Genomic DNA, 25,958 nt, shown 5'->3' with positions numbered 1-25,958 from the left:
CGGCTTAGCGCAGGATATTACCCAAGCTGAGAATTTCCACAGACACAAACGATGGCATCAGATTCTTGGGGCTAAAGTCCTGCGCCGGCGCCAGACGGCTCAGATCTGTGGCCGCATTCATCGCGGAAGCACCCGCCGTGCTGCTGGATACATTGGCACCCGCCACTGTACTGGTGGGTACTGCCGCCACCCCTTGCGAGGTACCCAGCACCGTGAGGCCACCCGGCCCGGTGATGGGGCCGACAACCAGGAAGTTACCCGCCACCACCCCGGCCTCGTTCAGGTTAAGCAAGCCGCGTGGCGCCAGCAATGACACCGTGCCACGTGCAGGTTGCTGCAATGGGCCCAGCCAGCCATCCGGGTCGTAAGTCTGTGCCTGAATACCGCTACCGGCCGCCGCACCCTTGACCCGGCGCACAGTATTGCCATAGATATCGGTACTGATTTCTACCTCAGGCATGGACAAAGCCGTCTTGGAGCCACGTCCGGCATCAATATCGCCATTGTTGACCCAGACCGTGATGTCACTGCCAAACTGGGTGATCACACGCGACTGGTTAACTTGGAAGCCAGTGTCGGCAAAGGCGCGGATATCGCCGCCCTGCTCGGTGACAATACCGATATTGCCGCCCCCCTCACCGCCTGCCACGCCCACATTGATCATGCCGCCTGGTGCCAGCAAATCTATGCTGCCATCACGCACCGTGCGTATGCGGCTTTCAAACAGATTGAGATCACCCTGGTAGTTGTCACCCTGCCACAGGGTGGCAATGGCGCTGTCGCCACGCTGATGATGACCCACATCCGCAAAGGCCTTGCCCGACTCCAGCAATTCGGAAGAGAAATGACGGTAGACAAATACCGCTTGCCTATCACTATCCAGCGCCAGGAAACGCGTCATGGCATCGGCTTCGCTCAGACTCTGATCGCCAACAATCTCGCGCATGTATTTGGCCAATGCCAGCGAAGTATTGCCGCGATAAGCAGCCATACCATCCGCATTGCCCTGCAGCACACTGGGGCCGCTGCCATCCGGTTGATATAGAGATTGATATAGTCTTGCAGGCTGGCGTTTCTGCCTGTGCCTGCCAGCACCATGACCGAGGCCCCGGTTTCCGGCAGTGCAGGATTGGTGGTATTCGCCAGGCTATTGATACCGTTGCTGCGACCCAGATCCAGGGTACGCCCGGCCTCCACCAGCAAATTGCCGGGGCCACTGATATTGATGCCACCGGCCTGATTAACATTGACATAGGTCAAATCACGTCCGGCTTTCACTACACTCAGATCACCAGGACTCAGATGCTGCAGATTGGCTTCCAGATTGCGGATATCCTGCTTGGCAATAATCACGGCGGCCTTGGGCAGATTCAGCACGGTGGTCGTGCCTATCCACGGCGAGATCGAACCTTCTCGCGCCACGATGCTGATAGGCGTGGTGCTATTGCGATGCAATGGAATCAAGGAGTGGTTACTGGTGAGAATACCACTGAGGTTGATCGCCGAGGTGATGGGCGATGCCACGGTGGGGATCACGCTGGCATCGGCATCGGACATGGTGATCTGGTCGGCAATGATATTGCCCGCTGCCAGCAGGCTGAGATTGCCTGCACTGCTTGGCATCAGCTTCATCTGCCCGACGTTGATATCGCCATTGAAGGCCACGGCTTTAACCGAGCAGGATAGAAGGTCAGGCTATTTTCGGAGGTATTGACCGTTGAAAGCCCGTTCATCTTGCTGGAGATATTCGTTACCCGGTCCAGACCAAAGGTAATGGCCCCGGTCAGTGAGGAAATCTCTACCGCGGCAAGATCGGAATAAGTATTGAAGAACGCGCTACGACCATTAGGATTGATGGAGCCAGTGGGCGAGTTCAGGGTGGCCTGGGCAAACAGCGTAGGATTGAACACTGTCTCTATATAAGCCCCGTTGACAGCACTGACATTGGCCTTGGCATCCTGCAACGCCAGCGTGGTGCCGAAGGTCAGAGGGTTACCCTGAAGATTGACATCAGGACTGCGGTTAATCTGGCCACCCGCCTGCAGATCAAGCTGCCCCTTGCCGACAAAGTACACGCCGCTGAGGATATCGCCCTCCGCCACCACGCTGAGGTTACCACCGCCCAGTATGCTGCTGTCGCCAGTGCCTATGCCTGCATAGCGCGCAGTGGTGGGGGTTGAGGCAGAGAAATACTTGATATTGCCGCCGGATTTGATGTCCACATCGCCACCACCAAAGGCAGCAACCCCTTGCTGGAACAGGTCGGTACGCAGCCACCAGCTGGTGTGGCGGTTATTGGTACCGCCTGCCTGGCGGAACAGCCAGTTGTTGACCAGTTGCTGGGTACCGCTGCTAGGTGCCAGCAGCGAGCCAGTGATATTGCCCTGAGCATTGATGGTCAGATCGCCACCATTGATGAGGAACTGCGCACCGTTAGTACCAAAACCGTCTGCCGTGCTGGCAGAGACAAAGCCCGGCAAGCTATCTGCGGCCTGTCCTGCGGTGTAGATGACAGAAGCGGCATTGGTCAGCGTCAGATTGCCGCCAGTGGCAATATTGATATCGCCTGTGCCTGTGCGCACCAGCTTGTTGGCGGCCAGTGTCATATTACCGCCACTGCTGTCCTTGATAGTGGCCATGGGGCTGACTGCTGACAGATCAGCACCGGACACCAGATTGATGTCCCAGGAATTGCCAGTCGCCAGCGCACTCCCCGCCACCGCACCATTGTAGCCATCACTGAGGCTGCCATTCAGCTGCAGATTGCCACTGCTGCGTATGGTCAGCACACCATTACGCCCCTGGGACAGGTCACGCAGGTTCCAGTCATTCTGCAAAGTGCCATCACCGCTGATACGCAATTCGGTATGCGGCGCCACGATGGCATTGACGCCATCACTGCTAGCGGCATAGCGCACGGCAGTGTTGTTTGCATCCAGATAGAAGTCATTGATTTCACTACGCAGATTGTTCAGCGTTGTGCTGTTCAGGGTATTGACAGTATTGGTGACCTTGAGCGACTCGAGCACTATCCTGTCTGCGCCTGCAATCGCCGCTGGTGCATCCTCATGCACCATCAGCCCGGAAGTGCCCACGCGTGAGGCACGCATGATCACCTCGCCACGCGTATCACCGCCCACATCAATTAGCGCAGCATCGGCACGGCGAGTCACGCCATCCGCCTCAAACACCGTCGCCTGAATCTGGCCGCTATCACTGGACAGCAACACCTTGCCGCCACTGCCAGAGGCAGCATCGCCTTTGGCCAGCAACTGCGAGCCAGCCGTCAGCTGGATATCCTGCTTGGCATAAACCTGAATAGTGCCGCCATCCTTGCCGCTGGCGTCTACCTTGCCAGCAATCTCCACCTTGCCGCCATCGGCACTGAGGATAAAGTCCCCTGCTTGCACCACATCCCCGGCCGCAATCTGCACATCGCCATTGCGTACGCGCATTTCACGCGCATGGGTAAAACCACCCTGATTCAAGGCCTGGTTCAGGCTGGAGAAATCTGCCAATGAGCCAACATCCACCTGCACCACTCCGGCATTTTTACCTGCACTGGCCTGGCCATGCAGCGTGCCATCGGCAATCTGCACCTCACCCTGGCTGGCAGTGAGTTTGAGCGTACCGGCATTGCCACCCTCGCCGCCGCTGACATCCAAGCTAGCGCCGCTGGCCACCACGATATTGCTCTGGTCCGCTTGCAGGCTGATCACGCCGCCTGGGGTATGCGCACTGAACTGCTCAAACGCAATCTTGCGTGAAGCGGTGTTGATGCGTGCATCACTGGCCACATTGAGATTGCCCTGGGTGCTGCGCGCCGTGAACTGACCGGAGGCCAGATCTACATTGCCGCCCAGACTGAGGTTGCTTGCCACCATATTGAGCTTGGCACCCAGTCCGGCTATCGTCGTCTGCGCCGCATTGCCGTTAGCAATGGTCTGCAGGCTGCCTGTGGCGTTGGTGGTGTAATTGGTGCCAGTGGCGGCAGTGATGCGGCTACTGCTGATGCTGCTGTTTGCAGCGTGCAGATTAAGCTGGCCTGTGCCACGGTAAATAAAGTCACCTGCACTGTTGAGCTCTACGGCCTCAAAGCCCGCTATCGTGAATTGCCCGGCCTGGGCAGGCTGATTGCTCGCTGCCGCGTTACGGCCTTCAACGCTGAACTGATTAGCATTGATAGCCAGCTTGCCGCTGGCAGGCGCTGCACTAGGGTCCAATGCCGCCCCGGCAGAATTCTTCAGCACCAGCTGGTTGGCCGTAAGCCTGGATTCAGCCGCGTTGGCCAGTTCATGCCCCACCACCCCTGCGGCATTGATGGTGAGATTGAGATTTTCACTGCCGAAATCGACAGCGCCATATAGATTAAGGTTGCTATGGCTGTTGAGCGTCACCTGACGCAGATTGCCCAGGCTGGCCAGCAGTGCATTGTCTACGCGCATGCCGCTCACGTTGGCCAGGGGATTACCCAGGATAATGCTGTTGGCACCCAGAGTGACCGAGCCACCATCACCGACACCCACCTGCCCGGCAAGAGTGGAAGAATATGCGGCATCGAGTACCAGCGAGCGTGCTGCCGTGACTTTGCTATCCTGTTGCACATCCAGCACACCACCCTGGTTGCTGGCGCCGCTGCGGTCAAATACCAGATCGCTATTGCCCGAGACAGCCAGCAAAGCGCCATCACCCGTGACTCGGAGATTGGTGGTGCCCTGGTCAGCACCCGCTACCGCTTCAATCACAGCGCCGCTTTCCACCGTCACACTGTCTGTGGCGCTGGCAATCAACTGATTCACCTTGAGCGCATGCGCATCATCATTGCGGAAGCTGACTTCACGCGCAGTGGTGCTGATGACAACGGCCTCCTCGCCCTGGGTACGCGCACCACCCAGCAGTATGCTTTCCGCATTCAGCGCAGAAAGCGAACCACTGCTGATTTGCAGGGTGCCATCATCCGCACCAACTTGGGAGACCACGCTGATCTTGTCAGAGACGATATCCACCATCGCCCCACGCGCACCCGCTGCCTTGCTGGTGTTCAGCGTGGCATTGAGGGTGAGCGATTCACTGGCATTCAACACCAGTTGCCCGGCATCCGCCGCGTTGCGCGGAGCAGCCAGCCCTGCCGTGGCGGCTTTTTCAGCAAAATAGCTGTTACCGCTGGTAATCATGTATTCCGCAGGTGCAAAGGAACTGGCGGTGGCTGGCGCACGGAAGACATTACCGTTGGTAACGCGGAAAGTCTGCCAGTGCGGATCACGGCTGCTTTGATTGACGTTGGTGTAAAAGCCGGATGCAATGCTGGAACCATCATGCAGTACGCCGCCATTGCCAGGCAGCACATTGAGGGTAGAGGTTTGCAACATGAAAGCACCTTCCAGCAGCGCATAGTGCGCAGGCAGCAAGGTGTAGTAGCCATCGGCCAGACCCGCCACATTGCTCAGATAGACTGCTTTGCCTATCTCTGGGGCATTGCTCTTGGTGTAGTCATAATCAAACGGTGCATATTCGCCCTGCATGCCAGGCATGATGGCGTACACCCCGGCTTGTGATAGCAGGTCGGCAGAACCGCCAATACCAGGTATCCATTCATAGGCAAAAGTATTGCCGCTGCCGGAGATATCCACCACGGCACCACTGTTCATCTCTACCTGCTTGCCGCTATAGCTAACGCGCTTGTCTATGGGAGTATTGCCCAGGCCATTGGGCAGCACCCAGGTTGTGCCTCCCTGTTGTGTGGTGCCATAGGGAATACTCAGGCCCGCAGCCGATACCGAGGTCAGGCTGCCAGCCGCCAGGCTGACCTTGTCTGTGGCCTGCAGGGCAATCTGCCCCAGAGGTGCCAGCAGCACCCCTTCCTGACGAATATTAGTGGCCTTGAGTCCGAGTTTGCCACCAGCACTAAATACTGGCTTATAGGCTTCACCACTGGATTTGACGACAATTTCGCTATTGCTGCCCAGCGCTTCAAAATCAAAGCTGCTGTTGCTGACTGGATAAATCTGTCGTGCAGTCAAGTTCATGACGCCATTGCTGCGCAGTGAGCCAGCGTTGCCAAAGGCAATGCCGCGACCACGGATATCCAGGCGGCTATTGAGCGTGGTTTCCTTGACGCCGGAAATATTGATCTGGCCATTAAGGTCTATCCAGTCGGCATTGATCTGCAGCGTGGCGTCCCCTGTGGTCACCGTCTGATTGGCATCTTGGGTAATCAGGCTGACATGGGAGGCATTGATTTCGGCATGTCCATTGCCACTGACTTCAAATGCCGCGGCGTGCAGTGCCAGGGTTTCTGCTGCGTTCAGCTTGACGCCACTTTCCAGCACAATCCGGTCACGCTCTATGGCTGTCGGCAAACGGTCAGCTGTAGTGCTTTCCAGGCTGACATGGTCAAACTGCCCACGGTCTATCTGCGCGGTGGAAATCTGCGCCTTGCCTTCTATACCAGCCAGGCTATCTCTGGGGTTGAGATTGTTTCCCAGCACTTGCTTATTGCTGGTGACGGTAAGTACCCGCTCGCCCGTGGGTGGGCTGGGTGTTTGTGATGAAGGCGTCAGATCGCCAGCCAATGCCAGCTTGAGCGTACCGCCTGCGCCTGTACCATTGGCACTGGCGAGGAATTCGCCATCCAGTATCATGCCTTCACGCGCCGTGATGGTGATGCTGCCAGCGGCACCATCCAGTTGCTGGCGCACTACGCCATTACCTGTGTCTATATCCACACTGCCTGAGGTGCCGGATACATCCATCAGGCTGCCTTCCTTGGCCACAACAAAGCCTTTTTCGGCGTCGATGATGATGTCACCACCATCGAGAATCCTGGCATCTCGCAGTTCCAGACTAGTGCTCACCGAAGGCGCATATTGGCCCTTGGTGCTGATGACCGAGTTTTCACCCAGCCAAATACTCTGCTGGTTGTCATAAGGTAATTGATCCACTGCCCCCTTGAGCGCCAGGCTGATGGTGCCAGCTGACGAGAACAGGCTGCCGAGGATATTCATCTGGCGGCTAGCTTCCAGCGTGATGGCCCCTACGCGTCCGGCGATATTGGCCATGTCGGTGCGGATGATGGTATTGGGCAATACGGTGAGGTCAGCCTGCGACAAGGCATCAGTGCCTACCGCAGAGAAAGTCAGCGTGGCTGGAGTCCGCAGCCCCTCGGGCAGGTATTCCCGGGTGGCGATCTGGCTCATGCTGGTACCACTCTGCCTGACGTTATAGCCCGCCGTCATGCGCAAGGTTTCCATCTTCGGGTGTATCACGGTTTCTGCACCCGCCTCACTACCGACCACAATCTTGCCGCCATTGCGCGCAGTGCTGATGCGGTAACCCGAGAAGCCACCTTGCTCGAAGAAGGATTCACTCAACCAGAAATCGCCCGGATTAACTGGCTGCCCGCCTACGCGCACATCTTGCGAAGTGGCGATGGTGAGGTTGCCGCCAGTGTCAAAGCCATGAGAACTCAGGCTGCCACCCATGGCCACATTGGCTGCTCGCAAGCTGATATCGCCGCCATTGCCAGTCTGCAACTGCCCGGTACTATCCAGCCAGGCACCCGCACTGGCATCCAGCACTGAGCCTTGCCCCAGCGTCACATTCTGGCTGGCACCCAGGTCGATATTACCGCCATCGAGTACCACTTCGCCCTGGAATGCACCGGGGACACGCGGCATATCATTGCTCCAGGTACCCGCGGTACTCAGGCGTACATTGTCTGAAACCACCACGGACTGGTTACTTAGTTGCGTAGCCACCGTGATGTCACCGCCTGGCGTGGTGATGTCGTGCTTGATATTGACATTGCCGCCAGTGAGCTTAACCGAACCATGCCCGGTGGTGCTGATCGCCGTGTCCACCTCTATGCTGCCCATATTATTGACAGAAAGATGGTTGAAACCGTTATTGAGTAACTGCGTGGAAAGCTGGGTATTGCTCGCCGGATTGCTGTCGTTGATAGCTATATCGCCTGACTGTGCAGGCGCATTGGCGACAATATGCAGACTGCTGCCGCCGGACACGGTCAGGTTGAATTTACCCCCGTCGGGTGGAGTGAAACGCTGAGTGACATCATGGCGGGTATTGGCCTGCAAACTGCCATCCAGTATTACCGGGCTGATGCTGGAGATATTGATCTTACCAGCATCCTGCCCCTCCAGATAGCCTTGCTGCCAGACGCCCTTGTCATTCGGGTTCAACAGCTTCCTGTCGGTCCAGCCCCATTTTGCATCCGTGTGTTTCCACACATCACTCAAGCCTTCATAGGCGGTCTGGCGGTTAGCCCTGGAGATTGCCGTGGTGGTGCCCTGGTACAGCAACTGGCTTTCACGGATATAGCCTGCCGCATAGTCGATGAGGCCACCAGAAACATCAATAACAGAGCCCTGCCTGCTGATGACATCCCCGGTGGAGGTGATATTGACTGTACCGCCCACACTCATACGCTCGGCAATGGTCTGGCTGCGTAATCCCAGTAAGGGCGAGATATCAAATAAATCCGTGCCCTTGCGTGCATCAAGATAAACGGTTTCACCAAACAAGGCCCCACCACGCAACATGGGGGTGTCCTTGAGCTGGTCGGAGAATAGACGCACTTCCAGCTGGTTCTTTTCCATGGCGGACTTGGTATCGACGCCAGAAACATCGATATGCGCAGTTTCACCCAGCAGCACACGTATAGGTGTGGTCACACCCTGGCCGCCTTCCTGCCCATTCTTGGCGGCGATATTGACCTGACCACCCTTGGCGCGCAACAGTCCGTTCACTTCTATCGAACGGCCTTCAATATCAATGCGCGACGGTGCCAGGGTCTGGCTGGCGAGTACTTGCTCCGGGTCATTGGTTTCCACCTTGACCTCGGTGACACTGTTTTTGCCTATGGTCACAGTGCCATAACGCATAGGCACATAGTTGTAACCGCCAGTGCTGTCCTGCTGTGCGGAAATGGTGTCGCGTGCCAGCAGGCGTACGGAGCCATTGGCCCGCACCGAAGTGCTGGCAGAGATGCGGCCTTGCTGGTTGACGGCAAGCCCTACCAGCGTGACATTGCCGCGGTCTGCAACGATAGTGCCCAGATTGGCCGCTGAACCTCCGGCGTTAACCTCGACGATCAGACCTGCGGGGTCGGTGCTGGATTTCAGGTAAATCTGCTCGCCCGCCGCGAGGATAGTCTGGCCATCCGGCGTGTTGATCACGCATGATTCTCTACATCCTTGGCCAGCAGCATGACACGGCCACCCGTAGCCGCATTGATGTTGGCGCCCGCTTCCACCTTGATAAAGCCGCCGGTATTGCTGAATACCGGCAATTGACCGAGATTGGACAGCAGGCCACGGGTAAACATGGCGTCATCCATGCTATTGGACGTGACCGCCATCAAGGAGCCAACATTGATCTGCGCGCCATTGGCAAAGATGATGCCATTGGTATTGACGAAATAATTGGTACCCGCCGCATTGATGGTGCCAGCAATCACGCTGGGGTTGAGATCGGAAATCCGGTGCAGCATCTGCCAGTTGGCTTGCTGGTTGATGTTGAGGGTATGTTCACGCGCCAGATTGAACTGGGCCCAGTTGGCAATCGCCTGCGGTGCCGTCTGCTGTATGGTGGTGATGGTAGGCGTAACACCGGTGATGGAAGCGTTGGACCAAGGGGAGCTGCCGGGAATCAGACCAGAACTGGCGAATGGCACCAGGCCAGGGTCTGCCAGCACCATTCCGGGAGCAACTGCTGGCACCATGGCCGCCAGCATCGCTGCCAGCAGGCGCTTGCGTGCACGCTGGCTACGCCCGGCACTTGAGGTAGCATGCGCCAACTCATGGGCTGGGACATAAGCGCCCAAGCGCTTGTTGAACACCAGTCGGAATACGCCTTTATTCATCTTAAATCTCCCAAACTACCAATCGTAGGCCAGCCTGAAGTGCAACAGGTCATCGCCTTTTTCCACAAATCCTGCCGTACGCAAGGCACGGGCGTAATCAAACACGGCGGTCAGGCCATGCCAGTTTTTCAGTTGCAAGCCTATGCCCACAGATGCCAGGCGGAACTCGCTGGTCTGCTCGGGCAAAGGTTTGAAGATGCGGGTTTCACCTGCGCTATAGAACACCGAGCCCACCAGCTCGCCATCCATGCCAACATACTTGGCCAGCGACGGTGTACGCAGTTCTGCAGTGCCGAACAAGCCCTTATCACCGAGTGCCGAGGCTTCGTAATAACCACGTACCGTATCGGCACCACCCACCACAAACTGCTCGTTGGCAATGATGGGCGCATAGGCAGCTGGGCAGAGACACGACCGAACAACTCCCAGCTCTTGGGTAGCTTGTAGGTATGCTTGAGGTCACCGCGCAGGTAGGCAAAGCTACCTTCGGCGCGTGAGCGCTTCTCGAAGAATTCCTGCTCATCCGAACCCAGGTTGCGGATGGCAAAGGTCAGGCCCAGATTGAACTGGGTGCTGCTCTTTTCCGCTTGTACGGTGCCGTCATAGCCCGCATAGAAGGCATATAGCTGATGGGTGTATTGAAGCCAGTGCCTATCAGACGTGTGGATTCCTTGAAGTCCTTGTAATCCACACCCAGCGTCAGGTTGTGGAAATAACCGGAAAGGGCAGGCGCTGGCAGCGGATGGATATAGCGCAGCCCGAGAATGCTACCGTTACCGATAACGCTGACGTCACCCACAGCCGCCACATCACTGCGTGACAACACCCCGTAAAGCGCCCAGTAATCACCACCCGGTGTCGGGATCATATAAGTGGCCGAAAGCACCCGCGTTTCATCGGTGTTTTCCGGGGTGAGCTGAAAGCTCAGGCTCAGGCTATGGTCTTGCTGCCAGAGATTGTCATAGCGCAATGAACCATTGAGGCGGGTATGCGTGGTGTTGGCGATATAGCGGTTGTTGAGCTCCAGACTGGCATGCAGCGGCAGCTTGTCCTCGACCTTGAGATCCACTTCCACCTTGCCAGGCGTTTTGCCAGGTCGTAATACGGGGGCCACCTGACGATCCGGCTGGCCGTTGAGGCTGGCCAACTGCCGTTGCACATTGGGGAAATACGGCACCTTGCCTTCAGCCAGCTCACCCGCTCTGTTCTTGATGGCTCCCAGCGAATAATACTTGGCCCCCACCACGCGCAATTTTTCCACCTTGCCTTCGGTCACTTCCAGGCGCACCACCTTCTCATTGACCTCTTGCTCTGGCGTACTGACAAACACGGTCAGATAACCCGCATCATGGAAGGATTTTTCCAGCGCCGCGCGTGCAGCCTCCACATCCTCTATGCTTTTGGACTCACCCAGGAATGGGTACACCGCCTGCTCTATCTTGCTGACTGGCAATACACTATTGCCAGTGACCTGAAACTCCATGATGTCGAAATACTCAACCGCCTCTGCTTCGACCTCAGCAGCAGGTTGAGTGTCTTCTGCAGCAGGCTGGCTAGCTTTATGCTCGCTTGCCGCATCGGAGGCAGCCATTGCCGTCGAGATGCTGACCAGACAAGTGCTGAGAACAATTAAGAATAAACGCACGCGTGACTTTCCTGAAAGCGAAAATGCTCATTAAAAAATGGCAAATAAAACCAGCGGTCAATTCCATGCATGATCAGGACGATCATCGCGAAATCTGCCACATGCTTTATTGGACACTCTTCGACAAATTGAATAACTAAGCATGTCGAAGTTGGCGACATGTTAGTAGTTGATCATGACAAATCGATGACTTTTTAGCGTAAAAAGCACTTTCCCGCCTATGCGGGAAAGTGCGAGGGTCATACCGGGTTTACACCCTTATTTTTGCTGTGCTTAGAAGAACAACTGTTGTGGTGCGCAGTTGTTACCGAAGCGTGTACCCTTGGCTACAACAGCCAGTTCGCCATCAGCACCTGTGGAGCAGCTGGAGCCGCCCAGTGGGTTCAGTGTCAGACCGCGTGGCACGTCGGAGCAATTCGCTGGATTGCCCAGAGCAGCAGTGATTTCTGGAATCAGAGCAGCGCCGAAGGCATCAGCAGTGTTGGCAACGAAGGAGCGCAATTCCATGTGGAATGGATAAGCACCGTTGATGGCTGTTTCACGAGCGAAATCAACGCCATCTGCAACACCGTTGGCGTTAACGTCAACAGTGCCAGCCTCTGGGTGTACGTTATCCAGCTTCACATAACGGTACTTGGAGTTGGTGTTGTTAGCCACCAGCTCATCAGTACGCCAGTTGTTTTCCAGGGACAGAACAGCAATCGCGAAGGCGTTAGCATCACCACGGGTAGTCAAGGCAGTCTTCACGTTACCGGAACCACTGTGCTCAGTCACAACGAAGCTGGCGGAAGAGTCACCACGACCAGCTGGTGTCAGGTTAGCAACCGCACCAGTGGAACAAGGGTTCTTCAGGAAGTGAGCGTTGGAGCTGGCTTGTGTACCAGAGCTGGCAACACGACGCTCGAGGTAGATAGCCTTACCAACACCAGCGTTACCCAGAATTGGGCTCCAGTCGGTTTGATAACCAGAACCTTGAGCAATGATGGAAGTGTATTGTGCGGAAGTGATGTTAGGCGCAACAGCTGGACGGAATGCAGCGTCAGCAGAGTTAGCAGCAGCTACAGTAGCGTAGATGCCTTGAGCCACTTGCAGGGCACGGTACAGAGGAATGCTCACAGCAATACCGAAAGTCTGACCAACATAGGCTTCGCTCTCAGTACCAGCAGCGGAAACATCCAGATCGAACAAGGAAGCTTCTACGTCAGAGAAACCACCAGCAGGCTTGGCAACAGCGCCGTCAGGAGTAGCACCTGGGGTCACAGTACCGCAGTTCTTGTAGTTGGCATGACCAGCGAATACACCACCGGACACTGCACAGTTAGCGTTTTCCAGACGACGCAGACGTTGCAGCTGAGTGCCGCTCACGTGAGGAGCGTAGGCATTCAGGGAACCATCAGTCACAGTGTGGTAAACCACGGAAACACGGCCACCGCGTGTGCAAGCATAAGCCGCAGTGTTACCCAGGGAACCTGGACGCACAGCGCTGTCGGAGTTGGTGCTGGTGAAGATGGAAACAGAGTTGGCATCGCAACCCAGTTCAAAACCACGGAAGATATTGAATGTTGGAGCAGAAGCACCAGAGATCCAGGTCTCTTGCAGGTTGTTGGTAGAACGGGCTTGGCCGATTTGTGCTGGAGTAACAGGGGCAGCCAGTACGGAACCAGCAGCCATGGTGGCCGCTACGGCCAGAATCAGTTGTTTTACTTGCATTTGAAGCTCCCAGTGATCAATCTTTATTGGATATTTCTAAGGAATGGTTCCCACCCTCGTGGGGTGGGAACCGACTGCAATTAAGCAGACTTGCGACGACGGGCGGCAGCACCAACCAGTGCCAGACCAGCAAACAACAGGCCATAAGTTTCTGGCTCAGGTACAGCAGCTACGGTGTAACGCAGGATGCCATCAGCACCCAGGCTGAAAGTTGCGTCATAAGTCAGGGCAGTGCCACGATCACGAACGCTACCAGCGCTCAGGTACTGCACAACACCTTGCTCTGTACCCAGCTTGTCCAGGGCAACAGGGCCCAGGCCCCATACCTTGTTACCGTTATAAACATAACCGGCATAAGCCTTGCCAGAAGTGGCAACGCTGCCACCGTTTTCAACTTGACCGTGGTTGCCCAGGTTGTTGTTGGCATTGATGTAGTCATTCAGACCAGCCAGTGGAGAGGAGTGCTGTGCGAATACAAAACCAGTGCCATCAGGCGCATTGTTGTTCAGCGTGGTGTTGAAGGTTGTGATGAAACCCTTGGAAGCCAGCTGAGCTGCGCTACCAGTGTTGTCACCAGCTACAACGCCCCAAGTGATGTTGTCCAGGCTGGCTACGGACAGGAAGCTATTCCATGCATCAGCGTAGTCACCGCTAGCCAGGTTCCAGCTGGAGCTGGAAGCAGACTGGGAACCGCCAAATGCGAATGTCTCGTAATGGAAGCCGAGATCAAACACTGCAGACACGTTATTAGCACGGTCAAATACAGTCAGGATTACGCTGCTGTTACCTGCAGCGGCATTATCAATAGCAGCGTTAGCTGCACCGGAAACGCTCATTACTGCAACAGCAGCAGCAACCAAAGCCTTCATCTTGAAATTCATGGTTATAACTCCCGAAAAAAATTAAAAGCAAAACACCTACGAAAAGTTTTTGAGCCGCTACATTCGTCACGCCGCACCCTACCGAACGTACTTAACTGCGCCTTCTCAAAATTCGCGACTGGGAGCATCTTAGAAAAGCTATGTGAAGTGGCGATGGTCTGCTTCTAGTTCTTTAGGACTAGCTCAGCACTGGTTTAAAGGGAATTAACCAGCACCAAAAGCAAAAAGGACTAGTGTCATCTAGTCCTTTTTCATGGCTGTGTGAATGCTGTGTTTTTCGCTTTACCCGGCCAGGCCAGGCCCACACTGATTTTGCGCTTAGTTACGAATCAGTCCCAGCCTGAAGGCCTTGGAGGCCGCATGACTGCGATTTTGCACATCCAGCTTGCGCAAAATATTCTGCATATGGTTTTTTACCGTCAAAGGGCTGATCTGCAGGATGGTGGCAATTTCCCAGTTACTCTTGCCCGTGTGTACCCAATGCAGGATTTCCTTTTCGCGCATGGTGATCAGCCCCGCCACCGAGCTATCGCCCAACATATCGGCAGAAGCCGTAGCACTGTCGCTAACGCGCATCAGCACCGAGTGCAGATAAGGCACCAGCAATTCCAGCAGATAGGCATGGTTGCCATTCAACTCCCCGGCCACGCGTGAAAAACAGAAGAAAGAGGAAATGCTGCCATCGGCAGAAGACAGACCATAAGCTGCCAGATTGCGTAGCTCGCTGGCCTGTAGATTGGCCTGATCTATCTCCGGCACCGTGAAATTACCGAAACTGCCGGGACGTAGATAAGGATCAACCAACACAGGCAGGCTGGTTTCCTGCCAGGACTGAATCGCACGCAACACCACACCATCAGTTTCCTGCATGCTCACGGCCGTATGGGTATCGGTGACATAGCGCGTGCTGCTGAAGGTTTCCAGCGTGAAGGGACGTCCTGCGCCTATGGACAGACCACAGAGTAGTACTTCATGCGGTAGCAGGAATTGAAAATAACCTTGTAGCCAGGAAAAGAACTGGGCCTTTTTCTTGATACGCAATGATGCGTCAACCACCTCCAGGAAAGCGCCAGCCTGGTCTGGAGTGAGCTCCTTGTGATGGTGCTCTCTAACCCCGATAGAAAATTGTTGTAGCAAAACAGCCCCCTTAGCGGCACGCGCTGATCGCGGTTGGCGATACCTGGCGGTGCGGCATTTTTTTTACATCAACGGCAACCATCTTGTCGTGGCTTCCGGCGAGGCTCATTTATAACAAGGCTATATGACAGTAATAATTACTTGTCTTAGTTAAATTGAACTAAGTCCAATGCGCAGGCTTTCATGCATACGTCATATGCTTGCGCCAAACTGCTGCGCATGACCAAGACCCTCACCACCGCTTTTGTACTCTCGCTCTGGGCCTGGCTTAGCCTGACACCAGAATCGCGTGCTGCGGATATTTGTGTGCAGGATGATGATCAGGAAGCTTTTTCGATTTCCAACACCAGTGATAGCGACCACTGCCAGTGGCGTGTGAGCGAACATGGCATGGCAGCATCTTCTGCTGGCAAATTCAGTCAGAAATCGCTGCCTTATGCCACCATGATCAAAACTGCTGCCGATGCCACCCTCACCGATGCCGCCTTGCTGCATGCCGTGATCAAGACTGAATCTGACTACCAGCCGCAAGCGCGCTCCCCTCGTGGTGCTCAGGGTCTGATGCAATTAATGCCTGCCACTGCACGGCAATTAGGTGTCAGCAATCCGCGCGATCCGGCGCAGAATATCTTGGCGGGTGCGCGTTATCTGCAGCAATTGCGCCAGCAGTTCAACGACAACCTACCCTTGGCGCTAGCTGCCTATAATGCAGGCCCGGCTGCAGTGCTGCGTCACGGCAATACCATTCCGCCTTATGCCGAAACCCAGGCCTATGTGCCGCGCGTCATGCAGGAATATCAGCGCTTGCTGAGCCAGTACTGAGCCGCGCCGCTATCACAGACAGCGGGCTCATCGCTGGTCATTTCTGTGGTGAAATATATGGCTAGGTGTGTGGCTGTAGATAATAAGAATAACCAGACACTTAACGTAGACACTGCCTATAGCCATCAAATGCGGCTTGCAAGCAGCTACGACATGCAGGCGAAGTTGCCAAGCCACAGCCGCTATGGCAATTGAGCTGGGCCGCATCCAGGCTGGCGCCACAACTAGCATACTTTTCCGCGTTAGCCGCCCCACCAGCCCCCGCTGGCACAGGATTGGGCTGGGGGAGTGGATTTGGCTCTGGCAGCGCAGGCTCATTCAGTGGCTGCCGCGGATTACTTGGCGTCAGTTCACTGCCCTTGTCATTGGCAACAAACCGCCAGTCCTGATAACTCCCAGCCCCAGCAAAACCCTGCAAATCGTCAGCAAAACTCTCCTGCTTAAAAGGCTTGAGCTTGGAGCGGCTGTAAACGCCAGTGATGCCATTACCCTCCTTGATCAAGCCCCAGTCACGGCTAGCCGTCATCGGGTCTACAAATATCTTGCGCAAATGCCGCGCAGGCTTGGGGCCGCGCCTGTCATCAAGCAAGGCCGCCAGAGTGGGTGGATATTGTTTGATCGGGCTGGGGGTGGATTCATGATAACGGCTGATGGCCTGACTGAACTGCAGGCCGACAAACAGTAACTCCTGCTCTTTATCGCGCTGCGAAGCGGTATGCCAAGCCTGCCCCAGCGCCGCCAACCCTATGCCACTAATCGCAATCATCATCAGCAGGCCGATATAGGTGAAGCCAGCGGCGTAAGCTAATCGAGAGGTGAAGCCGAAGGCGGAACCGTGCTTAGAAGCGAAGCCGAAGGCGGAACCGTGTCTAGAAGCGAAGCCGAAGGCGGAACCGTGCTTAAAGGTGAAGCCAGGGGCGGAACCGGATTTAGGAGCGAAGCCAGCGGCGGAACGCCTTTGAACGAGGAAGCCAGCACCACCAGTGAACGCTCGCCGCCTCTCGCATAACGTGGCCTGTGGCAACGCCTTACCACTCGGCATAAAGCGAGCCATCCTTGGCCTGACCTTCCGCACCGCTATGCAGGTCATAGAGGTCACCGGGAATATCTTCATCGGGCTTGACCACAATCCAGGTCTCACCACTCTCGGTCAAAGGGTCCACAGGCACCTGGCGGATATAGTGTCTCTCGGCGAGCTCCCGCAATGACTCCGGGTAGCGCGCATTGTCTGCATGGAATTTATCAATGGCGTCGCGCACCACCTGCAAGGTCTGCTTAAGCGCGGCTTCCTTGGCTCTATCTATGCCACTGAAATAGCGTGGTGCAGCTACGGTGAGCAATAGCATCAAGATCGCCATCACCACCAACAACTCAACCAAGGTAAACCCTTGCTGCTTAGTGAGCTTGAGCTTCATTACCACTCCCGGTAGGCAATGCCATTGAGGCCGCTTGCGCTACTCAATGAATACACATCAAACACATCGGCACCCGCTTGTGGGGCTTCTGGCGGGCTGGCATAGCTGCGCTTGCCCCAGGTGTCCTGCGGCGGAATATCTTTGTCTTCATGCATGGGGTCACGTGGCAAACGGCGCAAAAAGCGCAAAGTGCGTTTTTTCTCACTGGTGATATCAGGCACACCCTTGGCCAATATCTCCAGGTTGGGCGGATAGCCCGTAGCCTCGGCGCTGACTTTGACCTTGCCTTCCTCTACCGCCTTTTTATAGGCATCTATGCCAGCGCGTATCTCACGCAATGCCTGACGCAAATCAGCCTCCTGCTGGCGCTTGACGCTCCATTGGCCGAGAGGAATCAGTGCGGTGGCCAGTATGCTGACGATGGTGAGGGTCACCACCAGCTCAATCAGCGTAAAGCCTCTGAGCTTGCTCATGGACTGTCGGCCCTGGGGGCTGGTGTGACTTGCGGGGTCGCTGGCGCGGTCCCCTGCGGCACCACAACTTGTGGCGTCACCAAGGGCACCACGGGCTTGGGCTGGCTGGACATAAAGTTATCCTGCCTCGCAGGCTGCGTTTCTGCAGGTTCAGCTACAGGCTGCTCAGCTTCCACTCTAGGCTCAGGCAATTGCAGGCGCTGCATGATGACATCGCGGGTATTCACGCTAGCGCTGCCCGTGCCCGGCGTCACAATCTGCGCATGGTCGCTGATGCCGTTTTCAGTGCCAGACCAAAACTCCAGCATCTCAGACGCCGGACGGCTGATGTTATTGACCACCCTGGGGGTAATCGCCAGCACTATCTCGGTCTTTTTGCGGTTATCAATCTGGTTGGAGAACAAACGTCCAAGCAGGGGGATATCACCCAGCCCTGGCAGACGGCTGGTGTTCTTGCGTTCTTCATCGTTGATCAAGCCCGCCAGTATCTGCGTTTCACCATTTTTCAGACGCAGCAGAGTGCTGGCGTTACGGGTGCCTATCTGGTACACCACGCCGCCACCAGTCAGCGGGGTGGACGTGCCCAGCGAAGAGACTTCCAACGCAATCTTGATATTGACGAAATCATCCAAGGTGATGCGAGGCTCGGCCTCGAGCTTGAGGCCCACATCCAGATATTGCACAGTCTGCGAGGAACCTACGCCTGCGGTGGCAACAGTCGTGATGACCGGGATTTTGTCCCCCACCAGCACCTGGGCCTTGTCATTGTTGCGCACGCGTATGCGCGGATTGGCCAGGATGTTGACGTCGGCGGTGGTTTTCTTGAAATTCACTGAGGGATTGCTATCAAAGTTGAAGGTGCTGGAGTTATTGCTCTTCAGTGCCTCTATCGATAAACCCGCTGCGGCCGTCAGCGAGGTTGGGTATTCCACACCCAGCTCTTGCAGGCGTTCACGCGTGACTTCCATGACTTCAATTTCCAGCATCACTTCCGGGTCGGCCAGGTCATTGGCGTGCACCAGCTTCTCGGCAATGCGCACCACTTCCGGGGTATCGCGGATCACGATCATATTCAGGCGCTCGTCGGTGTGCACATCCTTGGTCTTGAGCATGGTTTTCACCAGCGCCGCCACATCCTTGGCCTTGGCATTGGTCAGGTAGAAATTGCGTATCACCAGGTCCTGATAATCCTTGAGCTTGGCTGCAGTGTTGGGGAACACCAGCGCGGTGGTCTCGGACAGCACTTTCTTTTGCAAGCCATTGGTGGCCAGCACCATCTCAATGGCATCTTCCACCGGGGCTTTCTTGATAAATACCGTGGCCTTGGTATCGGGCTTGATATCCTTATCCAGAATGAAGTTGATGCCAGTGGCGCGTGACATGGCCTCAAACACCATCTTGATATTGGCGTCACGCAGCTCCAGATTAACCGGCTTGGTGAATGCAGGTTTCAAGCGCGGTGGCTCCATGCGCGCCAGATTGCGCTGCTCGCGCAAATCACGCTGCATGCGCAGCGCCTGTTCATGCTGTGGTGCTTCCAGCAAAATCTGGTGCAACATGGCACGCGCGCCATCCTTGTCACCTTTTTCCAGCAACTGCGTTGCCTGCTCCAGTTGCTCGGCATGACGGCGCGTGCTTTCTATCAGCAACTGGCCAGAAAGCGCGCGCACATTGTCCGGCTCTATATTGAGCACACGCTGATACAAGGCACCCGCATCTGCCATGCGGCCATCGCGCAGCGCTGCCTCGGCTTCGCGTATCAGCTGATTGACCCCTTGCTCGGTGGCCAACCTGACATTTTGGCGCTCTGGCAGGCGCTCGGGTTTTTTGGCTTGCTCGGCTTTGGTGTTGGCGATTTTTTCTTCAGGCGTGTTACCGGGGAAACTGGCTTGGGCCAGGGCGCAATCGCACAGGACGATAAGCTGGTCACAATCAGTAAGGCAGGCAGGCAATGCCTGGCAGTGGACAACATGTTATAGATTCCCTTGTAAATCATCTGGATCGCCCTGCAGATGGCTGGCCGGATTGACGGGCGCAGACAACTTGCTTTTCTTCAGCAGGGTTTTGGGCAGGTTAAGTGGCAGATAGGTCAGGCCCAGGCTTTGCTCGTCTTCATGATCCAGCCGCCAGTTGGGGTCTACGCGCTCACCCACGCTGACCGAATACAGGCGGTTGGCACTCGCCAACAGGATCACCGTGCCTTGTGGCCCTTCCTCCAGTTTGCCCATATAGGCAAAGCCTGGCTCGGGTGCCACAGGGGGTGCTGGTGCCAACTCGGCAGCAGTCTTGGGCGGTGGTATATACCATTGCTGGCTGCGGAATAGATCGCTAGTCTCAGCATGCGCTCCTGCTGCTGGCGCTGCGCGGCCTTCCAGCAAGCCCCAAGCCAGATAGGAGGTTGGCTTGCTGCTAGTGGCAGCAGCGCTTGAATCTTGAGTGTTGGCGTTGGCCAGGCTAGTGCTGGCAGCGCCAGTATTGGCAGATGCTGCTTGGGCAGCACTTTTAGATAGTGCCTGGGAAGCATGCCCAGCACGTTTGGCTGGCATAGGCTCTAGCATAGCGTCGTCCTCATCTTCCAGGCTGAACACCAGCACCAGGGTCGCCGCCAGCGAGCAAAGCATTATCCAGTGACGCGGCTGCATGCTTATGCCCCCTTGCGGATAAAGAACACCAAGCGCAAGCGCGTCTTGATCTCGGCCTCGGCAGCTTCACCGCGTTCAAAACTCAGCTCGGCCAGGGCCACATTGGGCATGGCTTGCAGCATATCCAGAATCAAGCCTTTGACTGCCTTGTAATTGCCCTGCACAGGCACAGTGGCTTCAAAGCGGCGCACATGGCCCTGACGTTTTTCAGTCAGCGAATACTCACCTTGCACCACTTGCAAGCCATAACCTTCGGCCAGGCGGAACATCACGCCCAGTAAATCTGGCAGTTTTTCCACGCCGGGGAAGCGCTGGCTGAAAGTGCTCAACTCCTGCGCCAGGGTATCTTCAGGCGTCAGCACCACCTGCACCTTGGCGGGTCGCTGTAACTCTGCGGTTTGTAACTCTTGTTCCAGCTCGCCCACCTCAGCCTGCAATTGCCACATGCTTTTGGCCATTAGCAAAGCCACAGTGGTGGCAGCAATCGCTGCCATGCCAGGCCAGCCCAGGCGAAAACGCAGACGATTTGCGGCATACGTCCACCACTGCCATTGCAAAGCACTCATGGCTGCCCCCAACGTGCGCTAACGCCAAAGTGTATAAAGCGGGCCATGCCTTCGCCTTCGGGTTTTTCCATCAGTTCATGCTCATCCAGCACCACATCATGCATTTCGGGTACGGCTTCCAGGCGTTGCAGATAGGCCAACAAAGCGGCTACATCACGGGCTTCACCCTTGAGCCGCAAGCGGCCCTTGGCCGCATCAGGACGTATCGCCATCAGCGCCACATCCGGGCTGGCGGATTGCTCCAGGCGCAGAAGCAATGCAGGCCAAGGCCTGCCCAGTTCATCCAGTACCTGATTGGCTTCCTTGATCTCGCTTTTTTGCGTGCTGGACAAGGATTGCGGCTGTATGGCCTGCGCCTGCGCTGGCTGTAATTTCCCCTGCAGGCGGTTTAATTGTTGTTGGATATCGGCGCGCTCGCTACGCAAGCTGGTCCATTGCCAGGCACATATCAGCAACACCACCGTCGCCAACACCAGCATGGGAAAGTAGCGTGTGCTTACTTTGGCTACCGGGCCATGATTCAGGCTATCCTCATGCCGCCACCTGTGATGCCAAGCCAATATTTCTAGGCGCAGGCAGCGCCAAGGCTTCCAACTCATTGGCCGCCAGGCTGGCTATCTGCAGCGGCGTATCTTCCGCCAAGCCTAGTTGCAGCTTTAGCCTAGCCAGGCTGTCCTGCACCTGGGCTTGCCAGTCTGTGCTTAAAGGCTGTAACTGCACCGCCACCCAGCCGCACTGCTGCCAGGCCAGCAAAGCCAGACGGCCAGCTTCTTTAAGGGCGAATATGCCGTGTGGGCCAGAGGGTGCCAGACGGTTGAAGGCTTGCATCAGCGTGGGCTCTACCTTGCCCAGTTGATAACCTGCAGACTCTAACGTTGATTTCAGCTTCTCGAGCAAGGCCTGGTCTACCGCGCTGGCGAGGCCGGACTGACCGATAGCGCCATAACTCAAGCGTATATCCCAGGTGGCGACTATCTCGCCATGCACACGCTCAAAAGCGTGGCGGCTTATCAGCGCCAACTCTTCCTGACTGCGCGCGCCATCGGGATTACCGACGATGGCAAAACGCATGAAATGGCTGGATAAGCGCACATCAACTCGGCAAGCGCTGGCATCCGTTTGCTTGAGCGCATTGATCAAAGCTTGCTGCATCGCCTGTGGGCTAGTGATAGCCTGCACGCCCTGCTTCACGACTTTGCTGCCATGCTTGAGCTGCCAGCTCAGCTCATCGGGAAACACCACCAACACGATGCTGGCGCGGCTGGCCTTGGCGCCGAGTGCCGCCATGCCATGTTTGAGCGCTGTCATGCCAGCCTTAAGCGACAAAGGTGACACGATTGATTTCCTCCAGGGTGGTTTCCCCACGCGCCACGGCTTCGAGTGCGGCTTCGCGCAGGCTTTTCATGCCACGTGCACGCCCGGCTTCCTTGAGCTTGCGCAAGGGTTCGCGCGCAATAATCATTTCGCGCAATTCGTCATCCAGTGCCAGCAGCTCCGCCACTGCCTTACGGCCTTTATAGCCGCTGCCACGGCAATGGCCACAGCCCTTGCCCTGACGGAAGCGGTAATGCTGCACCTCATCGCGGCTCAGCTTGGATTGCTCCAGCATTTCATCGCTGACTGCAATATCCTCGGCGCAATGGCTGCACACCAATCGCACCAGACGCTGCGCCATCACGCCATTCAGTGCTGCCACTAGACTGTAGGCTTCAACATTCATATGCAAAAAGCGGCTGATCACATCAAAGACGTTGTTGGCGTGCAGCGTGGTGAATACCAGGTGGCCTGTGAGTGCGGACTGCACGGCAATCTGTGCGGTTTCAGGATCGCGGATTTCACCGACCATAATCTTGTCTGGGTCGTGACGCAGAATGGAGCGCAGGCCACGGGCAAATGTCAGGCCTTTTTTCTCGTTGACCGGGATTTGCAGCACGCCAGGCAGTTGATACTCCACCGGGTCTTCTATGGTGATGATTTTGTCGTGGCCGTGATTGACCTCGCAGATAGCGGCATACAGTGAAGTGGTCTTGCCGGAACCCGTAGGCCCGGTCACCAGCACCATGCCATAGGGTTCGCTCACCAGACGACGGAAATCGCTGATGATGTAATCATCAAAACCCAATTGCTTCAGCGACAGGCCCTTGGCCTGATCAGAAAGGGATTTGCGGTCCAGCACGCGCAACACGGCATCTTCACCATAAATGCTAGGCATGATGGAAACGCGGAAATCCACATCGCGGCCCTGCATCATGACCTTGAAGCGGCCATCCTGCGGAACTCTGCGTTCAGCAATATCTAATTCAGCCAGAATCTTGACGCGCGAAATGGCTTGCTCCGCCATATCCGCGCCCTGCATGCTGCCCACATGCGCCAGCACGCCATCTATACGGTATTTGACCACCAGGCCAGCGGCGACGCTTTCCATATGAATATCGCTGACCCCTGCCTTGAGCGCGTCATACAGCGTGGAATTGACCATGCGAATCACCGGGCTGCTATCAGCATGTATGCTTTGCAGCGTCAGGTGCTCCACATCGCTGTTGAGGCCATCCCCTACTTCGCTGCCCGCCAGCATATTGCCATCCATGGCGCGCAAATCTTCTTCATGACGGCTCAGATAGGCTTGCAGATCGGTGATATGAGCGAGACCTAGCAGGTAAGCGCCAGGCACTTGCTCGGCGGCCCAATCCTGAACGGTCTGGTCAAAGGGGTTGGCGACGATCAGCCAAAGCTGCAACTCAGCATCACTCTCCTCAACCACCTCACGCAAGGTAGGCAGTGCAAGCGGCTGGCCATGGCAAAGCTCATGACATCAAACGCTGGCTGCATGGCATGCAGCTCGTCCATGCTGACCGGGCGCAAGCGCGTGGCAAGCGCCAGCGCCTGGGTATAAGCCTCATCTTCGAGACCAGTGAGGCCTTGCAGCGTCTGCATCATATCCTGGCCGCTGCTGAGCGCCAGGCTGCGGGCTTCACGCAGGCGCTCCTGATTGAACAGCAGATGTGGGGCTAGCTGCTGGGAGTTTATATCTGCATTAATATCTGCGGTTATCTCCGCCTGGTACAAAGTCTCGGGCGCGTTCATTGCAGGCTCCCGGCCAACTCAAAGATAGGCATATACAACATCACCACCACGGCACCTATGATCAGGCCGATAAAAATCATCAACAAAGGCTCGAACAAACGCGTAAACCACTCCAGCCAGCGCGAGATCTCCTCGTCGTGCAGCGTGGCAATATGTTCCATCATGCGGCCCATCTCTCCGCTTTTTTCACCAACGCGCAGCATGCGCAGTGAGACTGGCGTCACCAGGCCTGCGGCTTCCATGGCTTCAGAAATCGCGCGGCCCTCCTTGATCATGCTGGCGGCTTGCCCCAGGCTTTGATGCATAGAGGCCGCGAGCAATCCACGCGCCATGGCCAGCGCCTGGGTGACGGTGATGCCGCCTTCGAGCAACATGCCCAGGGTGCGATAAAAGCGCGCCAGCTGAAACACGCGCATTTGCTCACCCACGGTGGGAATACGCCACAGCAGGCTCATCAACTTGCCGCGTACACTGGGACGGCTCAAGGCCACGCCCAGCGCCACCAGCAAGGCCACACCACCCATCAATAGCACATGGCCATGGGTTTCCATGATGCGGGCCCAACCCAGCACCAGCTTGAGCATCCAGGCCTGGTTTTCCCCGGTATCGGCATAAATCTGCGAAAAGCGCGGCACCACATAACCGAGCAGAAACAGCACCACCAAGCCACCCACTGTCATTAACAACACGGGATATATAGAGGAGGCAATCAGCTTTTTGCGCAGCACTTCCACCTGCTGCTCATAGCCTATGTAGCGCAGCAAGGCTTCGGGCAAATCGCCAGTACGCTCGCTGGCCTTGACCATGGAGGTGTAAAGACCAGTGAAAGCATGAGGAAAGCTTGCCAGTGCTGCGGAGAAGGTCTGCCCTCGATATAAAGCCTCCAGCACGCCGCGCAGCACCTGCGCCACTTCCGGCCGCTGTTCTTTCTCGGCTATGCCTTCCAGCGACTCCACCAGCCCCAGGCCAGCTTTAAGCAGCGATAGCAACTCCTGACTAAACATCAACAGCGGAAAACGGCTGCGCTTGCGTTGCAGCAAGCCTTCACGTTCCGCTTTGGTGGCCAGCACTTCATAACCCTGGCTGCGCGCCTTGCCTGCCGCCTCATCGGCATGCTGGGCTTCGTATTCCAGCGTGACCAACTGGCCAGCACTGAGCGCACGTACCTGAAAACGCATGATTACCAGTTCACGATATCAACATTGTCGTCGCTACCGCCGGGCTGACCGTCTTTACCCAGGGAATACAGATCGAAATCACCATGTTCGCCAGGTGATTTGAAGATATAAGGACGACCCCAAGGGTCATTGGGTACGGCTTTCTGCAAGTAAGGGCCCGCCCACCTGCTTTCGCCACCAGGTGCGGTATTGAGCGAGGCCAGACCTTGCTCAGACGTGGGATAGTGGCCTACATCCAGGCGATATTGATCCAGCGCTTTTTCCAGCGCACCAAGCTGCGCGCGCGCGGTCTTGACCTCAGACTTGCCGAGCTGGGCAAAGTACTTGGGAGCCACATAACCAACCAGCAAACCGAGAATAACCAGTACCACCAGCAGTTCGAGTAAAGTAAATCCAGCCTGCAAAATGGAGCTGGATTGTTGAGTACGATGGAGATCAGGAATATTCATTGCGACTGCCAGCTCCGGCTGGCCTTTTAACTAATGATTTGTCGCCAAGAATAACCAGCCTTTGTGACGGTTTCAT

The 25,958-nt window shown here is 56.3% G+C and carries 22 protein-coding genes; 1 reads left to right on the top strand and 21 read right to left on the bottom strand.

Translation table 11 applies throughout. The annotated features are described in order from the left end of the window. Positions 1 to 4: 4 nt before the first annotated feature. The 9 genes from JCM2850_RS20320 to epsA all read right to left on the bottom strand — a co-directional run bounded on the left by JCM2850_RS20320 (position 5) and on the right by epsA (position 15,253). Entirely contained in the window at positions 5 to 991 is a 987-nt protein-coding gene (locus JCM2850_RS20320) for a filamentous hemagglutinin family protein (protein WP_081774957.1), read from the bottom strand. Then, positions 916 to 1,665 (bottom strand): hypothetical protein, encoded by a 750-nt coding sequence (locus tag JCM2850_RS20315; protein WP_148301196.1) that lies wholly within the window; start codon positions 1,663 to 1,665, stop codon positions 916 to 918. The genes JCM2850_RS20320 and JCM2850_RS20315 overlap by 76 nt, the downstream gene beginning before the upstream one ends. Continuing rightward, complete coding sequence (locus tag JCM2850_RS17105; protein WP_025870059.1) at positions 1,629 to 9,194, bottom strand: hypothetical protein; 7,566 nt, start codon at positions 9,192 to 9,194, stop codon at positions 1,629 to 1,631. Before JCM2850_RS17105 ends, JCM2850_RS20315 begins: the two co-directional genes overlap by 37 nt. Then, positions 9,191 to 9,880, bottom strand: coding sequence for a two-partner secretion domain-containing protein (locus JCM2850_RS20310; RefSeq protein WP_025870057.1), 690 nt, complete (start codon positions 9,878 to 9,880; stop codon positions 9,191 to 9,193). Before JCM2850_RS20310 ends, JCM2850_RS17105 begins: the two co-directional genes overlap by 4 nt. Positions 9,881 to 9,895: 15 nt before the next feature. Continuing rightward, positions 9,896 to 10,240 (bottom strand): ShlB/FhaC/HecB family protein, encoded by a 345-nt coding sequence (locus JCM2850_RS22435; RefSeq protein ID WP_234406096.1) that lies wholly within the window; start codon positions 10,238 to 10,240, stop codon positions 9,896 to 9,898. 190 nt (positions 10,241 to 10,430) lie between these two features. Then, entirely contained in the window at positions 10,431 to 11,525 is a 1,095-nt protein-coding gene (locus tag JCM2850_RS20300) for a ShlB/FhaC/HecB family hemolysin secretion/activation protein (protein ID WP_234406095.1), read from the bottom strand. 273 nt (positions 11,526 to 11,798) lie between these two features. Then, positions 11,799 to 13,235 carry a hypothetical protein gene (locus JCM2850_RS04505; protein WP_025870056.1) on the bottom strand — a complete coding sequence of 479 codons (1,437 nt, stop codon included), beginning with the start codon at positions 13,233 to 13,235 and terminating at the stop codon, positions 11,799 to 11,801. A gap of 80 nt (positions 13,236 to 13,315) precedes the next feature. Further along, positions 13,316 to 14,116: a PEP-CTERM sorting domain-containing protein gene (locus JCM2850_RS04500; protein WP_025870054.1), complete on the bottom strand. Its 801-nt coding sequence runs from the start codon at positions 14,114 to 14,116 to the stop codon at positions 13,316 to 13,318. Positions 14,117 to 14,434: 318 nt separating this feature from the next. Continuing rightward, the gene (gene epsA, locus JCM2850_RS04495) at positions 14,435 to 15,253 is read right to left on the bottom strand and encodes an XrtB/PEP-CTERM-associated transcriptional regulator EpsA (protein WP_025870053.1); all 819 of its coding nucleotides are present in this window, start codon (positions 15,251 to 15,253) and stop codon (positions 14,435 to 14,437) included. Between the two features lie 183 nt (positions 15,254 to 15,436). On the opposite strand from epsA, the gene JCM2850_RS04490 reads away from it, so the two are divergent. Then, positions 15,437 to 16,075 (top strand): lytic transglycosylase domain-containing protein, encoded by a 639-nt coding sequence (locus JCM2850_RS04490; RefSeq protein WP_051525272.1) that lies wholly within the window; start codon positions 15,437 to 15,439, stop codon positions 16,073 to 16,075. 100 nt (positions 16,076 to 16,175) lie between these two features. Here JCM2850_RS04490 and JCM2850_RS21775 read toward each other — a convergent pair whose 3' ends face one another. The 12 genes from JCM2850_RS21775 to gspG all read right to left on the bottom strand — a co-directional run bounded on the left by JCM2850_RS21775 (position 16,176) and on the right by gspG (position 25,882). Further along, positions 16,176 to 16,844, bottom strand: coding sequence for a type II secretion system protein (locus JCM2850_RS21775; protein WP_234406094.1), 669 nt, complete (start codon positions 16,842 to 16,844; stop codon positions 16,176 to 16,178). Positions 16,845 to 17,103: 259 nt separating this feature from the next. Then, positions 17,104 to 17,490, bottom strand: coding sequence for a type II secretion system protein (locus JCM2850_RS04480; RefSeq protein WP_025870047.1), 387 nt, complete (start codon positions 17,488 to 17,490; stop codon positions 17,104 to 17,106). After that, on the bottom strand, positions 17,490 to 17,963 hold the full coding sequence (locus tag JCM2850_RS04475) for a type II secretion system protein (protein ID WP_025870046.1): 474 nt from the start codon (positions 17,961 to 17,963) through the stop codon (positions 17,490 to 17,492). The genes JCM2850_RS04480 and JCM2850_RS04475 overlap by 1 nt, the downstream gene beginning before the upstream one ends. After that, positions 17,960 to 19,915: a secretin GspD/PilQ domain-containing protein gene (locus JCM2850_RS17090; RefSeq protein ID WP_051525271.1), complete on the bottom strand. Its 1,956-nt coding sequence runs from the start codon at positions 19,913 to 19,915 to the stop codon at positions 17,960 to 17,962. The genes JCM2850_RS04475 and JCM2850_RS17090 overlap by 4 nt, the downstream gene beginning before the upstream one ends. A 21-nt stretch (positions 19,916 to 19,936) precedes the next feature. After that, positions 19,937 to 20,605: a hypothetical protein gene (locus JCM2850_RS20295; protein WP_051525270.1), complete on the bottom strand. Its 669-nt coding sequence runs from the start codon at positions 20,603 to 20,605 to the stop codon at positions 19,937 to 19,939. 2 nt (positions 20,606 to 20,607) lie between these two features. Next, complete coding sequence (locus JCM2850_RS04460) at positions 20,608 to 21,171, bottom strand: hypothetical protein (RefSeq protein WP_148301195.1); 564 nt, start codon at positions 21,169 to 21,171, stop codon at positions 20,608 to 20,610. Continuing rightward, the gene (locus tag JCM2850_RS20290) at positions 21,168 to 21,650 is read right to left on the bottom strand and encodes a PilN domain-containing protein (RefSeq protein WP_025870040.1); all 483 of its coding nucleotides are present in this window, start codon (positions 21,648 to 21,650) and stop codon (positions 21,168 to 21,170) included. Before JCM2850_RS20290 ends, JCM2850_RS04460 begins: the two co-directional genes overlap by 4 nt. Before the next feature lie 52 nt (positions 21,651 to 21,702). Next, the gene (locus JCM2850_RS04450; protein ID WP_148301194.1) at positions 21,703 to 22,506 is read right to left on the bottom strand and encodes a hypothetical protein; all 804 of its coding nucleotides are present in this window, start codon (positions 22,504 to 22,506) and stop codon (positions 21,703 to 21,705) included. Continuing rightward, entirely contained in the window at positions 22,487 to 23,932 is a 1,446-nt protein-coding gene (locus JCM2850_RS17075) for a GspE/PulE family protein (RefSeq protein ID WP_439645848.1), read from the bottom strand. The genes JCM2850_RS04450 and JCM2850_RS17075 overlap by 20 nt, the downstream gene beginning before the upstream one ends. Beyond that, positions 23,893 to 24,255 (bottom strand): hypothetical protein, encoded by a 363-nt coding sequence (locus JCM2850_RS24240; RefSeq protein ID WP_439645846.1) that lies wholly within the window; start codon positions 24,253 to 24,255, stop codon positions 23,893 to 23,895. Before JCM2850_RS24240 ends, JCM2850_RS17075 begins: the two co-directional genes overlap by 40 nt. Next, positions 24,252 to 25,433, bottom strand: a complete 1,182-nt coding sequence (locus tag JCM2850_RS04440; RefSeq protein WP_025870036.1) for a type II secretion system F family protein — start codon at positions 25,431 to 25,433, stop codon at positions 24,252 to 24,254. The genes JCM2850_RS24240 and JCM2850_RS04440 overlap by 4 nt, the downstream gene beginning before the upstream one ends. A 2-nt stretch (positions 25,434 to 25,435) precedes the next feature. After that, the gene (gene gspG / locus JCM2850_RS04435) at positions 25,436 to 25,882 is read right to left on the bottom strand and encodes a type II secretion system major pseudopilin GspG (protein ID WP_025870035.1); all 447 of its coding nucleotides are present in this window, start codon (positions 25,880 to 25,882) and stop codon (positions 25,436 to 25,438) included. Between the last annotated feature and the right edge of the window lie 76 nt (positions 25,883 to 25,958).

Origin of the sequence: Methylobacillus glycogenes JCM 2850 (genome assembly GCF_000617925.1) — a bacterium.
Taxonomy (GTDB): domain Bacteria; phylum Pseudomonadota; class Gammaproteobacteria; order Burkholderiales; family Methylophilaceae; genus Methylobacillus; species Methylobacillus glycogenes.
This window is presented reverse-complemented; position numbering and strand designations above follow the sequence as displayed.